Annotated in this window: 14 protein-coding genes and 1 pseudogene; 6 read left to right on the forward strand and 9 right to left on the reverse strand. The window is 62.7% G+C overall.

The features are described from left to right. Positions 1–14: 14 nt before the first annotated feature. Complete coding sequence (locus tag E3374_RS04650; protein ID WP_136687860.1) at positions 15–227, forward strand: hypothetical protein; 213 nt, start codon at positions 15–17, stop codon at positions 225–227. 77 nt (positions 228–304) lie between these two features. Here the strand turns inward: E3374_RS04650 and E3374_RS04655 are convergent, their stop codons facing one another. Continuing rightward, complete coding sequence (locus E3374_RS04655) at positions 305–901, reverse strand: response regulator transcription factor (RefSeq protein ID WP_136687861.1); 597 nt, start codon at positions 899–901, stop codon at positions 305–307. A 233-nt stretch (positions 902–1,134) separates the two neighbouring features. Here E3374_RS04655 and E3374_RS04660 point away from each other — a divergent pair, with 233 nt between their 5' ends. Further along, complete coding sequence (locus E3374_RS04660) at positions 1,135–1,470, forward strand: DNA-binding protein (protein WP_136687862.1); 336 nt, start codon at positions 1,135–1,137, stop codon at positions 1,468–1,470. Positions 1,471–1,544: 74 nt separating this feature from the next. Here the strand turns inward: E3374_RS04660 and E3374_RS04665 are convergent, their stop codons facing one another. Genes E3374_RS04665 through E3374_RS04680 form a run of 4 tightly spaced genes read right to left on the reverse strand, consistent with a single transcriptional unit; the run spans position 1,545 to position 6,676 of the window. Continuing rightward, positions 1,545–2,768, reverse strand: a complete 1,224-nt coding sequence (locus tag E3374_RS04665; RefSeq protein WP_248299385.1) for a radical SAM protein — start codon at positions 2,766–2,768, stop codon at positions 1,545–1,547. A gap of 56 nt (positions 2,769–2,824) precedes the next feature. Then, positions 2,825–3,874, reverse strand: a complete 1,050-nt coding sequence (locus tag E3374_RS04670; protein ID WP_248299389.1) for an ABC transporter permease — start codon at positions 3,872–3,874, stop codon at positions 2,825–2,827. Between the two features lie 46 nt (positions 3,875–3,920). After that, a complete protein-coding gene (locus E3374_RS04675) occupies positions 3,921–5,759 on the reverse strand; it encodes a PrsW family glutamic-type intramembrane protease (protein WP_136687863.1) in 1,839 nt (612 codons plus the stop codon). A 2-nt stretch (positions 5,760–5,761) separates the two neighbouring features. Continuing rightward, a complete protein-coding gene (locus E3374_RS04680) occupies positions 5,762–6,676 on the reverse strand; it encodes an ABC transporter ATP-binding protein (RefSeq protein ID WP_136687864.1) in 915 nt (304 codons plus the stop codon). Between the two features lie 97 nt (positions 6,677–6,773). On the opposite strand from E3374_RS04680, the gene E3374_RS04685 reads away from it, so the two are divergent. Together E3374_RS04685 and E3374_RS04690 are read left to right on the forward strand one after the other, a co-directional pair. Further along, positions 6,774–7,487: an SDR family oxidoreductase gene (locus E3374_RS04685; protein WP_136687865.1), complete on the forward strand. Its 714-nt coding sequence runs from the start codon at positions 6,774–6,776 to the stop codon at positions 7,485–7,487. A 374-nt stretch (positions 7,488–7,861) separates the two neighbouring features. Further along, on the forward strand, positions 7,862–9,244 hold the full coding sequence (locus E3374_RS04690) for a sodium-dependent transporter (RefSeq protein WP_136687866.1): 1,383 nt from the start codon (positions 7,862–7,864) through the stop codon (positions 9,242–9,244). Positions 9,245–9,316: 72 nt separating this feature from the next. Here E3374_RS04690 and E3374_RS04695 read toward each other — a convergent pair whose 3' ends face one another. The 3 genes from E3374_RS04695 to E3374_RS04705 form a co-directional block, all read right to left on the reverse strand. Then, positions 9,317–9,943 (reverse strand): uracil-DNA glycosylase family protein, encoded by a 627-nt coding sequence (locus E3374_RS04695; RefSeq protein ID WP_248299386.1) that lies wholly within the window; start codon positions 9,941–9,943, stop codon positions 9,317–9,319. A 94-nt stretch (positions 9,944–10,037) separates the two neighbouring features. Continuing rightward, positions 10,038–11,039: a DUF5784 family protein gene (locus E3374_RS04700; protein WP_136687886.1), complete on the reverse strand. Its 1,002-nt coding sequence runs from the start codon at positions 11,037–11,039 to the stop codon at positions 10,038–10,040. A 215-nt stretch (positions 11,040–11,254) separates the two neighbouring features. Continuing rightward, positions 11,255–12,082: an inositol monophosphatase family protein gene (locus tag E3374_RS04705; protein ID WP_136687868.1), complete on the reverse strand. Its 828-nt coding sequence runs from the start codon at positions 12,080–12,082 to the stop codon at positions 11,255–11,257. Between the two features lie 125 nt (positions 12,083–12,207). On the opposite strand from E3374_RS04705, the gene E3374_RS04710 reads away from it, so the two are divergent. Then, positions 12,208–12,936: a DUF1028 domain-containing protein gene (locus E3374_RS04710; RefSeq protein ID WP_136687869.1), complete on the forward strand. Its 729-nt coding sequence runs from the start codon at positions 12,208–12,210 to the stop codon at positions 12,934–12,936. 12 nt (positions 12,937–12,948) lie between these two features. Here the strand turns inward: E3374_RS04710 and hpt are convergent, their stop codons facing one another. Further along, positions 12,949–13,518, reverse strand: coding sequence for a hypoxanthine/guanine phosphoribosyltransferase (hpt, locus tag E3374_RS04715; RefSeq protein ID WP_136687870.1), 570 nt, complete (start codon positions 13,516–13,518; stop codon positions 12,949–12,951). A gap of 297 nt (positions 13,519–13,815) precedes the next feature. Between hpt and E3374_RS04720 the strand changes: the two are divergent. Beyond that, positions 13,816–14,356 (forward strand): annotated as a pseudogene (locus E3374_RS04720) (RNA-guided endonuclease TnpB family protein); the annotation flags it as partial.

A 14,356-nucleotide genomic window follows, 5' to 3' on the forward strand; every position in this document is an offset into this window, starting at 1 on the left:
CATACGTGACGGGCATGCCCGAATACCCGATCGTCGTCCGAGAGATCGGCGGCCAGAATCGTCTGGGAGTCGAGGAAGCTGAGGACCTAGACGCCGACGTCCGCGAGGTGGTCACCGAGGGATACAATCGAATCGACATCGAGGAACGTTCCGACGGGGAACAGGTCGGGGTTGTCCTCGCCAGCGAGGATCGTCAGTCGATCGAGGACATCCGCTGGCAAGTCTAATCGAGACGAACTATCGGTGAGAAGCGCAGACAGGATACGAACGCGGCTTGTACGTCTCTTCCTGTGCGGTACGTGTCTCAATCGTCATCGGAATCCGAGATACAAGGTGTAGTCGGGAGAAGTTCAAACCGAGACGTGTTCACGTCAGTGTCCAGCACCGTCGCGTCGAGTTGTTCCTCCATAGCAGCGATCTCCTCAAGCAGGGTCTGATACTCCGGACGGCTCGAGAGTATCGCGGACGTGTGGTGGGTCTCGAGCAGTTCCTTTTTTGCGAGTAGGGTATAGTACGTTTGCAAGCGTTTCTCACAGTCCGTGAGTTTACAGAGTCGATCGACCGTTCCACGAAGTTCACACTTCGTGATTGGTTTTCGGAGATACTCCTGACAGTCGAGATCGAGCACGTCGAATTCGGGCTCGACCGACGTCACCATGCCAATCGGCCAATGTGATGACTGGGAGCCGAGCGCCCGAAGGACCTCGTCACCGGATCGTTCCGGCATATTCCGATCGAGGAGGCCGATGTCGACAGTCTCGTCGATTAGTTCGAGGGCGTCTTCCCCGTTGGCCGCTCGGACGACCGTGTACTCACTCTCCAACCAGTTCGTAAAGAGGGTCGCCAGGGAGTCGTCGTCTTCGGCGAGCAGAACGGTTCGTGATGAGGCGTGTCCGGTCACGGTGATCCCCGTTCTCGCCTCTGTGTTCACGGGATGGGATGATATAGGACGGAGCCGAGTTGCAATCGAGAGAATGCACGACGAGGGTTCGTAGAACTCCCCAACGGCAGCCGGACTCTCGAAGACTCACGCCGCAGTGTACTGTACAGCCGTCGTTTCGAACGACGTGACCGTTCTCAACTGAGAAGTCGGGATAGCACCGTTTTGGAGGCTTCGATGGGGGTATTACGTGTATGCTACGAGACGATGCGGCAGATGACCTGGTCGAAATCGTGGTCGACGAGTACAGCAATGCCATCCTGACCGCGGCAAGTGCCAAGCCGGTGACTGTCGACGAAATCACCAACGCCGTCAGTATGTCCTCCGCAACGGCGTATCGCCGCATCAACGACCTCCTCACGTACGACCTCCTGGACGAACAGACCTGGATCGACGAAACTGGTACCCAGTGTCACGTCTATGAGGCCAACTTCGAGACCCTCAAAATCGAAATCGTCGACGGGATTGCCTACCTGCACATCGTTCAGGAAACGAACCACAACTTGGCCCGCATCTGGGAGTACCGATGATCGAACGTGTCACTTCCAGGCCACCCTTCGATCTTCGAGTGGTTCCCACGCTGTCTATCGCCCGCCACAGACGGTTAGGTGACGTCCTCGACTCGCGCCACCCACGGACAGAGCGGGTCGCTCGCCAGCGCGTTCCCGGTGACTGCGTGCGCCCGGGAGCGAGATCCACCACAGATATCCAGATAGTCACATGCCCCACAGGAGCCGGCGAACTGATCCGTGTTCCGCAGACGCTCGAAGAGGTCCGCATTCCGGTAGATATCAACGAGACTCCGCTCGGTGACGTTGCCGCCACTCTGGGGGAGAAAGCCCGACGGATAGACCCCGCCCTCGTAACTGACGAACACGAACCCCTTGCCCGCCCGCGTCGAGCCCACCCGGACGCCCTCACCTGACTCACGGCGCTCGAGTTCGTCGGCGACACGCCGGTAATGCGGCGCCTCGACGGTGATAACCCGATAGGGTGCCTCCCGGCCGCGACTGTAGAGCCACTCCATCACCTCGACGGTCCGGTCGGGCTCGAGTTGTTCGAGTTCCTCGCCGCGGCCGATCGGGACGAGGAAGAACACCTCCCACATCGCCGCACTGAAGTCCGCGACCATGTCGGCGATTTCGGGGAGGTCCTCGACCGTGTTCGCGGTGACGGTCGTGTTGATCTGGATCTCCATGCCCGCCGCGCGGGCCTGCCGGGCGGCCTGCTCGACGCGGGCGAACGATCCCTCCTCGCCGCGGAACTCGTCGTGGGCCGCCGGGGTCGCGCCGTCCAGTGAGAGCGCGATCCGCTCGACACCCGTCTCGGCCAGTCGCCCGATCACGTCTTCGGTGAGGTTCTCCGTCGGCGCGGGCGTGACAGCCGTCGTGACGTCCCGCTTGGCGGCGTGGTCGAGCAACTCGAAGAGATCCGGTCGCTCCAGCGGGTCGCCCCCGGAGAACACCAGGATGGGCTGTGGGTGGCCGAAGTCCCCGATCGAGTTGATGAACTCCTTTCCCTCCGCCGTCGAGAGTTCCGCGGGATCGCGTTCGGGCTGTGCCTCGGCCCGACAGTGATCGCACTCGAGTTCGCAAGCCTGGGTGACCTCCCAGGTGACGATCAGCGGTCGCTCGTCATAGTTTCGCGTCCCGGGATGACCGCCCGGGTGCCCGCTGTTTCCGGACTTGGGTTGACCACCGGGATGGCCGCTATCCGACGAGCCGGGTTGACCACCGGGATGGCCGCTATCCGACGAGCCGGGTTGATCACCGGGATTGCCGTGCGGTTCGGACGGCGATCCGTCGCCGTGCGGGTGGTCCTCTGACATCAGTCCGCTGGAGATGGGTTCCCGACGGCCTAAAGCCCACGGTCGATTCCCGGGACTCAGTAGCGTTCGGGGTCGATGGTCGCGGCGTAGCGCCGCATCGCCGCGTAGAAGACGACCGCTGTGGCGGCCAGACCGACGACCGTCGCCGTCGTGACCGTCGTGGCGCTCCCGACGGCGAGTTTGGCGGCGACAGTCGCGGGATGTTCTGGGAGAAGTGCCATGGCCCCGAACCCGCCGAGGACCAGGATCGAGTACAGCAGCTGGGCCTCGCGGCGCTTGGCCGTTACCAGTCCCAGCACCACGCCGATGACGACGACCAGCACTGATGCTGCCGAAACCAGGGTGAGCAGCGGAAGGACGTTCCGGATCGCGATCCCGTTGAATGTGAGCAAGACGATCCACAGCAGCGCTTGAGCGGGAGCCAGTACGGCCATGCCCAGGGCCTTCCCGTCGACGATGTCGGTAAGCGAGACGGGCGCGACACGCAGGAGTTCGAGCGTCCCGCGTTCGATCTCCTCGGTGACGGCGTCGACGGCGATCGACCCGCTGATGAACGGCGGCAGGAACAGAAGCAGCGGGACGAGCACGGTGTAGGTGAACGCGAAGTACGGGCTCGCGTTCTGCTCCGACGGGAGTTCGACGGGCTGGCGTGTCACCCACTCGGCCCGCTCGGTCCGCTCGTTACGTTCCAGGGCCTCCAGCACGGAGCGGATCTGGACGACCGCGAGCGTCGAGCGGATGCTCCCCTCGGGGACCGACGCTGTCACCTGTATCGTCCCGTTGACCGTGTTCCCGTCGAGGATCGAATCCACCTGTCCACGTTGGAAGGCGGCCTGGGCGTCGGCGTAACTACCGAACCGTGCCGTCCGAATCCCGTCGACTTCGGCAGCCGCTTCCTGGAGTTCCTCGGCCGCGTCGCCGGAGACTCCGACTTCGATACCGCCGGCCTGGACCGAGCCCGGATCGTACAGCGACGTGAGGCCGACGACCAGGAACGACGAGAACGCTGCGATGAACAGCTGGATGAGCAGCGCGAGGACGATCGTCTTCTCCCGGGAGAGTGAGGCGACGTCCCGGCGAGCGATCGTCAGTCGAACGTCGTTCAGCCAGCCGCTGTTCCCCTGGCTTTCCCAGTCATTTCCGGTCGATCGATCACCCGACAAAGACAGTCACCACCGTTAGGTTGTACGCGAGATGAATCAGGATCGCCACCGTGATCCCCACGACGTAGCCCCGCCGACTGTAGACCGCACCGATCGCCGACGCGGTTGCCGTCACGGCGTGCAACGCGAGCGGTGCCAGCAACAGGGCTCCCACAAGCAACGGAGACACCTCGCTGGGAACGTTGCTGGTGGCGAACGCGGCTTGCTGGACCTCCGGCAGGTCGGTCCCGAGCAACTGTACGATGAGGCCGAGCTTTTCCGCGATGAAAAATCCCAGTCCCGACAGCGACCCGACGACGATTGCGTTCCTGACTGTTCGGGCGTACTTCTTGTGGACGAATCCGGCGTAGAGGTGGATGCTCTTTGCGAGTTCCTCGATGACTGCGACCGCGATGAGGATCGCCGGGATCGAAAACGAGCGCGGGACGGCGAACAGCATTGCGACGGCGACCAGTTCCGTCACCAGTACGAACGGCAGCAGGATGATCGAGAGCTTCGCGGCGCTCGTTCGGCGCTTGATCCGTCCGGAGAGCGAATCGAGGACCTTCAGCGGGATCGGTCGCTGGGTGAACATATCCTCCTCGCGGTAGAGGCCCGCCCCGAGACCGAACGTGACGACGGCCGTCAGGAACGGCGGCAGCGTCGAGAAGGTGAACTCGACGAGGCTGATGGCCTGGCCCTGGAGGTCACGGACGACGAGAGTCAGCGGCGAGATGAGCGCGATCGGCGTCACGTCGGTGAAGATCGCCGGCACGAAGGCGTAACTCGTCAGCGCGACCGTGATCGTCACCGTCACGAAGGTGAGTTCCTTGAACGACCGGGCGAACATCGCGCCTGTGAACGTCGCCCCGAGGAACAGCAGGACCAGCGGCGTCACCGCGAGTAGCGAGATCCAGCCCGTCGCCACCGTCGGCCCCACCGCCAGCAATCCCACCGTTATCATCGTCTCGAAGGCCATCGCGCCGAGGAAGTACGGCAGCGTCTTCCCGGTGATGATGTCTCCACGGGAGACGGGCGAGACAAGCATGAGTTCGCCACGACGGTTGATCCGCTCGCTGAGGATCGTACTGCCGTAGGCCTGGATGACGAAGTTCAGCGGCAGGACGAAGACGAACGCCAGCACGAGCGATCCGAAGGGGAACGGTGGCGCGATGTCGGAGGGCGATCCGCTCGCTCCGCCCCCTCCGAGGCCACCAAACAGCCCGCCGAGGCCGCCGAGTGATCCACCTCCGTCACCGCCTCCGGAAACCGAATCGCCTTCACCGACACCGGGATCCGTGCCGCCGTCACCCCCGTCAGATCCCGAACCGCCCGTTGCACTGTCCGTGCCGTCCTGGCCCCCGTCAGTTCCGTCGGATCCGTCAGCCGGGGCCGTCTGCAGCGTCCGATCGACATAATTCAGGGACACAGACACCGGAAACGCCGCGGTCCGGTTGTCTTCCCGTCCCATCATCTCGTCGTTGTAACGCTGGGTCGCACTCCGTAATTCCGATCGCGCTGCCCGCCCTTTCGGCGAATCTGCCGTCGCCACGATCCGCGACCCGTCGATCAGGAGGTCGAGTCGTCCCTCTTCGACGCCGTCGAGAGTGGGCTCACGGACCGCGAACGTCGACTCGTTGGTCACGACGTCGTGATAGGGGCTTGCTTCGTCGACGCCGACCCGGTAGATACCTGAGTCCAGTGCGACGCCCTGACTGGCGATGAGTGGCGCGAGCGCCCCGATTAGCAGGATCGCTCCGACTGCGATGGCGACCGTCCGACGGTCGATTCCGCCTGCGTTCTTGGTGACCTCCCAGCGGGCGATGCGGAGGACTTTCCTCGCCCGCACGATCAGGCCCCCGAGCCGGCGTTCCCGGTTTCGACCGCTCGATCGTCTCCCCTGCCCGGTTCGGCCACGTTGAGGAACACTTCCTCGAGACTCGATTCTTCGGTTCGGATGTCGACGACCTCCCCACCGCGCTCTGCCGCGACCGTCCGGGTCTCCTCGACGGCAGCCATCGAGGTGACGCTGCGCTTGAACCGGCCGTTCTCCCGGACACTATCGGGCACCTCGACGGTCGTGTAGACGTGATAGGTCGTCTCGCCGTGTTCGTCCTGCAGTGCGTCGAGGGGGCCCTTGGCTACGATCGATCCTTCGTTCATGATGGCGACGCGATCGCAGATCGACTCGACGTGATAGAGGTTGTGGGCACTGAAGACGATCGTCTTGCCCTCCTCTGCGAGTTCGGTCGTAAAGTCGATGATGAAGTTCGTCGTCAGCGGGTCGAGTCCGCTGGCCGGTTCGTCGTAAACCAGCACGTCCGGATCATTGATCAACGAGCGCGCGATCGCGACTTTCCGCTTCATCCCCTTGGACATGTCCCCGAGGGGCCGCGTCCGGTGTTCGAGATCGAGGCGATCGAGCGTCTCGTGCATCCGTCGGGTGGCCTCGTGTTCCGGCACGTCGTAGAGGTCCCCAAAGAAGGAGAGGTACGACAGCGGCGTCATCTCCTCGTAGAGGGGCGACTCCTCGGGGAGGAATCCGAGTCGCCGGCGCATCGCCGTGTCGTCGGTCGCGAGTCCGGCGATCTGTACGTCGCCGGCCGTCGGTTCGACCAAGCCGGCGAGCATCTTCAGGGTGGTCGTCTTCCCGGCGCCGTTGGGGCCGATGATCCCGAAAACTTCGCCCTGATCCACCGAGAAGGTACTGCCCTCGACGGCCGCGAAGTCGCCGTACTCCTTGCGCAGGTCGCGGACCTCGATCATGCTGGCCGAGCTAACGGGGCGAGGAACGTATACCTTGGCTCTCGGGTGATCGGAACGCTGGCATACCTTTTTGATCCTGGTCGCCGTTTGGCTGACAATGTCTGTCAGTTTTGATTTCGAGGACGCAGTGGTCGTCGTCACCGGCGCCGGCGGCGCGCTAGGGAGTGCAACCGCCGAGGCATTCAGTGCCGCCGGCGCGACGGTCTGTGCTGCCGACGTGATCGATCCGGACGACGAGGCGCACCGCCTCGATGCGGACATCACGGGAGTGTCGACCTATCGCGTCGACTTCACCGACGAAGGGGCCGTCGAGAGCGCAGTCGACGAGATGGTCGCAGATCACGGGCGGATCGACGCGCTCGTCTGTACTGCCGGGACGTGGCGTGGCGGGGACCCGATCGAGGAGACCGCGATCACCGTGGTCGACCTCCTGTTCGACGTGAACGTCCGCACGGCACTGCTGGCTGCCAAATACGCCCTTCCACATCTCCAGGAGACCGGCGGCTCGATCGTGACCGTCGCCTCCCAGTCCTCACTGTCGGGCGGCGAGGGTGACGGTCCCTACCGGGCCAGCAAGGCCGCAGTGCGCCTACTCACCGAATCGATCGCCGCCGAAAACGCCGGCGTCGTCCGGGCGAACGCGATTCTACCGGACGTCATCGACACGTCAGCCAACCGCGAGATGATGCCCGACGCCGATTTCGACGCGTGGGCCGATCCCGCCGACCTTGCGAGCGTGATCCGATTTCTCTGTAGCGACGCCGCCGGTCCGATCACCGGCGCATCGATACCGCTCAACGGCGAGTCCTGATACGGATTATTGTAGTGATTTACCGGTATCCGTCGACCCCCGGGTCGGCGTCATCCGGAAAGAATCTACAATAATCCGTCTGAGACGCCTTCGATATCGACGACGGATATTGGGTGTACTTCGAACTCGACGACGAATATTGAGTGAACTTCGAACCCGAAGACGAGTTCTGTGCTGATTTCGAGGATGATGGAAAATATTGAAGAAAGACGATATACTCCGATTAATAACAATTATTCGATATGGGATGGCCGATCATTCACGGATTTGCACTTTCAGGCCTCGATCCGTGAGGTGGCTTATCAAATCAGGGCTGACAGATTCCGGTAAATATCGATGTTTTAATTGCGAGGGGTGTGAAACGATATCATCGTATGAGCACTGGTGAAGGTGTTCGTGAAACGTGGTCGACACGAATCGGATTCATCCTCGCGGCGGTCGGCAGTGCCGTAGGATTGGGCAACATCTGGCGGTTCCCTTTCCAGGTAGGCCAGGAAGGTGGGGCCGCGTTCATGGTCATGTACCTGGCGTTCGTTGTATTGATCGGATTCCCGGCGATGATGGTCGAGTTCGTCGTCGGGCGAAAGACCGGGCTGAACACGGTCGGCGCGATACGCGAGTTCGCCGGGGGTGCATGGAAGTACCTCGGTGGATTGTTCGTGTTCATCGGCTTCGTGATCCTCTCGTACTACAGCGTCGTTGGCGGCTGGGTACTCCGGTACATCGGCGGCAGCGTCACCGGGGGATACACCGGCACCGCCGCCGAGGGCGCACCGCCAGTCGCCGCCCAGTACTTCGGCACTATCTCTTCAGGCCTGGACACGCTGCTGTTCCACGGGTTGTTCATGGTCATCGTGATCGCGATCGTCGCGATGGGTGTCCAGCGCGGGATCGAACTGGGCGTGAAGGTGATGGTCCCGGCGATCATCGCCATCTTCGCCGCTCTCGCCGTCTACGCGTTCACACTCGGCGGCGCCACAGAGGCCTACAGCTACTACCTCTCACCTGACCTGGGCTACCTGCTCGACAACTGGCAGAGTATCGTCCCCGCTGCCGCCGGTCAGGGCTTCTTCACGCTCTCGCTCGGGATGGGTGTGATGATAACCTACGCATCATACCTCTCGGAGGACGAGAACCTGGGAGTCGACGGCGCGACGATCGTCGGGTTCAACACAGGCATCTCGATTCTGACCGGGCTGATCGTCTTCCCGATCCTCTTTACGGCCGGCGTCGATCCCGAGACGTCGGGTGCTGGGGCGATTTTCATCAGCGTCGCACAGGCGCTGGGAAGCATCCCCTTCGGCGAGATCGTCGGCGTGCTGTTCTTCGCGACAGTCGCAATCGCCGCCCTCTCCTCGGCGATCAGCCTGATCGAAGTCGTCGTCTCCTACGTCATCGATGAATTCGGGCTTGATCGCGTGCCGGCGACAGCCGGTATCGGCACGCTGATCTTCCTCCTCGGTGCTCCCGTCACTTACGACACCGTCATGGTCGATCTCTACGACATCTTCGCAGCTCAGGTCCTGCTGGTGCTGGGCGGAATTCTGCTCGTGATCCTCGTCGCCTGGCTCCACGCCGACGAAGCCATCGACGAACTCAAGAAAGGCGTCGGTAACCTGGCCTGGATCGGGGACCTGTGGCTGTGGATGGTCCGGGTCCCGGTGTTGGTCGTGTTGCTCGTCTCGCTGTATCTCGGCGTCGACGGGTTCGTCGAGTTCCTTCAGGGCGACTTTGCCGAGTTCCTCAGCTCGCTGTAATCGCTTCTGTCATCCCGTTGGTCCCCTGCTATGTCCTCCCAGAGCCGCGGGACCGTCTGCGGGTTTTGTCGATTATCGAACGAAGTAGGGCTCATCGCCACCGACGAGGCGTCCGAGGTCCGCCTCGCGCCGGAAGTCCCGTGCCTGTAACTCCGTCAGTGCGTCACCGAGTTCTTGCCTTTCCCCGTCCGTCCACGTTCTCGGGTCGGCGATCGGCATCACGAGCCAGCCACTGCCGATCACTTCCGTCGCGTGCAACTCCTGCATGTCGAGATCCGCCGTCGATCTGGTCGTCATGTTCTCGAAGACCCACTTCGTCGCCCGTTCGCCGACCGGCAGGAGGACGTGTGCAGCGATCGCCCGAACCTCTGATTCGATGAACACCTCGAAACGGCGATAATCGTCGTCGGTCGGCGTACTCTCTGGCACGCAAAGGTGAAGATACGAGAGGTACGTCGAGGCGACCGTCGGCGGTGTCCCCACTCTCCGGAGCAGGCCACCCTGGAGCAGCGCTCGCTGGAGTACTTCAGCTCCTGGCGTCTCCGTGAACGGGATTCCCGACGTGACGCCGCCGTGGGCGCCCGGATGGTCGCCGATCACGTGGAAGTCCGCCCCGACATCGCCGAATCCCGGGACGAACCGCTCACAGTCCGGCTGGTACCCGAACGGATTGGACTCGATGTCTGCGACGTAGGTCACAGTATAGGGTCGGGCGCTCGGCCGCAAGAACGTCTCGATTCCGATCGGAGACGCGGTTCACTGTCGAGCGGTGACGCGGTTCACTGTCGAGTGGTCACCGCACGTCCACGTATTCCGGCAGGTCGACCGGGACTGAACCTTTCGTGTACGCTTGTGTCGATTCGCCTGGTCGAACTCTGAAAACTACTGCCGGGCGGTGTCCGACCGAGGGTCGCTCGTCGAGCAGTCGCCCCCATTCGCCGTCGTCGAACGAGGAACAGTCGACGAACAACGTTACTCCTCCGCCGTGAGCCTCCAACTGCCCCGTCGTCTTTGTTTCGACGGTCTCGCGGATCGACCGAACGGCCGACCCCGCACTCCGGTCGCTCGGTGCCATCGGTCGGGTAACTTCCACCAGGTGTCCAGTCCCGTCCCGATCGGCCCGGAAGTCGATGGCGTGGCCGGTCGTCACTTCGATTTCGGGAGTGACATCGTAGCCTGCGTCGACCAGCAGCCTCGCCACGGTGAACTCGCTCATGGTCGCGCTCATCCGCGTCAAATCCAGGTGTTCGGCTGTCCCCAGTTTCGCCGCCATGACGTGGCGTTCCTCGAACGGTTCGGTCGCCAGAAACTCCTCGTAGTAGGACAACCCCTCGTCCCGGGACGCGTCCGGGAATCCCCCTGCATATTCACGGAAGAATTCTCTGGTGGTGTGTCGACCGTCCTTCGAGAGCAACACCGGGAGGAAGAACCACGAGATGGTGGGGTACTCGGCCAGCCAGGGTGCTTCCTCGTGCAATTGGGCGAGTAGCTCCCGATCGGCCCACTCCGCGATCGGCGTCGGAACCTCTCTGAACGTGTATTTCTCGGTCTGCCAGAGCGCCCGCGGCGTCTCGGTGTTACCGATCCAGAATCCGCCGTCGTCGTTCCAGGCGAACAGCGCGATGTCCCCGTTGTCCATCTCGAAGCGCCGAGCGTCGTAGCCCTCCGGTTGGCGATACCACGGACTGTCCATCGTCGCGCCGAGGTTTGCGTCGAGCGCGGCGAAGAGGTCCGATCGCACGCGACCGGCGGTCCAGCGCTCCGCCGAGCGCCGAAACCGGAGTGGTTTCGCCACACCGACAGGAACGGGTGGCGGGATGTTACGTGTTTCGCGTCGGCGGTCGAGGATCGTCCCGACCGTCGGTTCGACGCCACGAGTGTCCTGTGTGTGGTTCGACCGGCGCCGTGGAGTCTGATGTTTGTAGTTCCCCTCCAGCAACCAGAGTCCGACGCCACGTCTCGCGTCGAGCAACGTAAAGCGTCTCGCGTCCAGTCACGTAACGTCCGACGTTACGGCGCCCGTCCGGCCGCGTGTGTCACGATCGCTTCGAGTTCATCCTGCAGATGACCGTTCGAGGCGACGAGTTCACAGCTCCCGTGGGGAACCTCACGTATACGGATCTCGCCACCGGCCTCTCGCAGGATCAACTCCCCCGCAGCCAGGTCCCAGTCGTACGACGAGAGCACGACGTAGCCGTCGGCGCTGCCCTCGGCCACGAGGCTAAGGTTCAATGCTGAGGCCCCGACCCGACGGAGTTTACAGCCGTTCTCCAGCAATGCCAGCGCCATCGCGGCGTCGGTGGCCCGCCGCGACCGCTTGCGCTCGCTCAGCCGGCCGAAGACCGTGGATCCTTCCAGGTCCGCGTGCTCGCTGACTGCAATGAGTTCGCCATCGAGCGAGTCGTCGGTGGTCCGGTAGGCACCCTCGCCCGCCGCGGCATACCACGTCCGGCCGAGTGCGGGCTCGGGCGAGTGAACGACGCCGACCCGGGCCTCGCCATCGATCCGGAACCCGACGGACACACAGAAATAGGGGAAGCCGGTCGAGAAGTTCGACGTGCCGTCGATGGGGTCGACGATCCACTCCCGTCCCTCGTCGGCCGCCTCATTGGCCTCGTTCTCCTCGGCGACGATCCGATCGTCCGGATGGCGTTTCTCGATGACTTCGACGATTCGATCCTGGCAGGCTCGATCGACGGCCGTGACGAGGTCGTTCGCGCTCGTCTTCGACTCGGTGTCCGCGGCCGCACGGAGGTCCTCGCCGGCGCGCTCGGCGGCGATCTCGCCCGCTTCCCGGGCCGCGCGGTGTGCGACCCGCAGTTCCTCGGGAGCGTCCATATCCCGCGGTTTCCTCCGGACGGGGATAGCCCTGGCGTTCCCTTCTTCTCATGATATCGAGAGTCTCGCCCGAGGCAAGACGTATCGTCCGAACACTGACGTGGCCGGCGGGCTTGCCGTCGGGTATGACGTTCAGTATCTGTGTTCGCGAGCGTTATCTGGACGAGCAAGGTTGCGAGCAGACGCGTTTCGGCGTGGCGGTGACGACCAGACTCGCCGGCGTCGGCACGCTGTGTCCGTTCGCCAGCGAGAACGGCGCCATCGCCACCCAGAGCGTCGTTAATGTGGAACTCGGCCGGAAAGGGATCGAATATCTCGACGACGGACTCGCCGTCGAAGACGCCCTGGAAGCACTCCTGAACGCCGACGCCGAGCACTCTCAGCGCCAGCTCCACGGCGTCGGACGGGACGGCGAGTTCGCCTTCTCCGGCGAGGACTGCAAACAATGGTACGGGGACGCCGTCGGCGAGAACTACACCGTCGCCGGAAACCTGCTCACGGGTGAGTCGGTAATCGACGCGACCGTCGAGGCGTACGAGGATAGTGCGCCGTCGCTCGATCCTGCCGACGACGTCGACCAGCCCCTGGCAGAGCGATTGATCGACGCTCTAGGGGCCGGGCATAGCGAAGGTGGCGACAAACGTGAGGACTTACCCGTCCACAGTGCGGCGCTGCTCGTCCGTTCGACCGAAAAGCAGGCGATGGATCCGTATTATGATGATCTCCGGGTGGATGCAACCGAGACACCGATCGCGGATCTCCGGGAAACCTTCCAAGAGGCCACACGGAGCTTCGAGATGGCCCTAGAGCGCTACGAGGACGTATACGAGGACGACAGTACCGCGACCGAGTGAACAGGTGGTGGTCTAGCCGTCGCCGTGTTCGTCGACGACGACGACCTCCATGTCCTCGACGTCGACGTTGATGAGCGTCTTGACGTCGAAGTCCGAATCGTCGATCTTGTTCTCGCCGCCGACCTTCTTGATGACCGCGACAATGTCGACGATCTCTGCACCGATCTCCTCTAAGGCCCCGGTGATGCCGGCGAGTGTCCCCCCCGTCGAGAGCACGTCGTCGAGGACGAGCACCTTGTCGCCCTCGTAGACGTCGTTGACGTACATCTCGCTCTCGGAGTAGCCGGTGACCTGCTGTAAGGAGACCTCGCCCTCGAGGCCGTACTGGCGTTTGCGGATGACCACGAGGGGGATGTCAGTCATCAGCGAGACTGCCGTCGAGATGTGAATGCCCATCGCCGCGGGCGTGACGATCTTGTCGACGTCTTCGAGCTCGGCCTTTCGGATGATCCGGATGACGATCTCCCGCAGGAGTTCAGGCCGGAGCATCGGCACGCCGTCGCTGATCGGGTGGACGAAGTACTGGTACTCGCCTTTCTCGATGACCGGCGCGTCGAGCAACGACTGCTTGAGGCGATCCATGCCGGCGGTACTGTACCCGCGAGTAAAAACACCTCGTAATCGAGTCGATCCCGTCGCTCGGCTGACGCTCGCGGCTAAATCTGAATGATTTTCCCCGCAGACCGGCCCATCTTGATACAGCGAGGGAATCCCGCCCTTCCCGTGAGTGACGAGTGTTCTGACCTAGTCAGAACCGAGGAACGAACAGGGCGGGAGGGAATCGCGTACGCTCCATACAGCAATCCACCGGCTACACCACAGCTGACTCCCCAGTTTTATTTCACTATATGAGTAACTTTTATACTAACTCAAATACATATGGTAACTGTGGAGCTTCGACGGACTGCCGTCGTGAAACTTGACGTAGACGACGATGCTCACCGCCTTCTCCAAGAGACGATAGACCGCTTTAAACAGGCCGCTCAGATGGTTGCAGACGACGGCTGGAACGGCACTGAAGACGGCTATATCGTCACGTCGAAAACTGAGCTACACGACCGGACATACGACGCAGTACGCGAAGCCACCGACGAACTTAACGCTGACCTCGTGTGCGCCGCTCGGAATCGGGCCGCTGACGCACTCGATTCCTGTGCCGAGAAACGCAAAGACGGCGAGAATCCCTCGAAACCACAATTCACGTCAGATTCAGTCGTCTACAACCTCAACGCGATCACCTACTACGACGAGTACGCCACGCTTGCCACTGTGGACGGACGTATCGAAGCCGAGTACGTCCTCCCTGACGAAGACGTCCCACCCACCACGTACTTTACCGACGAATGGGAGAAACGCGAGGCGACGTTGCATCACCGTGACGGCGACTACTACCTCCACATTGCTGTTGTCACAGAGACGA

This window comes from Halorhabdus amylolytica, from assembly GCF_004944975.1.
Classification (GTDB): domain Archaea; phylum Halobacteriota; class Halobacteria; order Halobacteriales; family Haloarculaceae; genus Halorhabdus; species Halorhabdus amylolytica.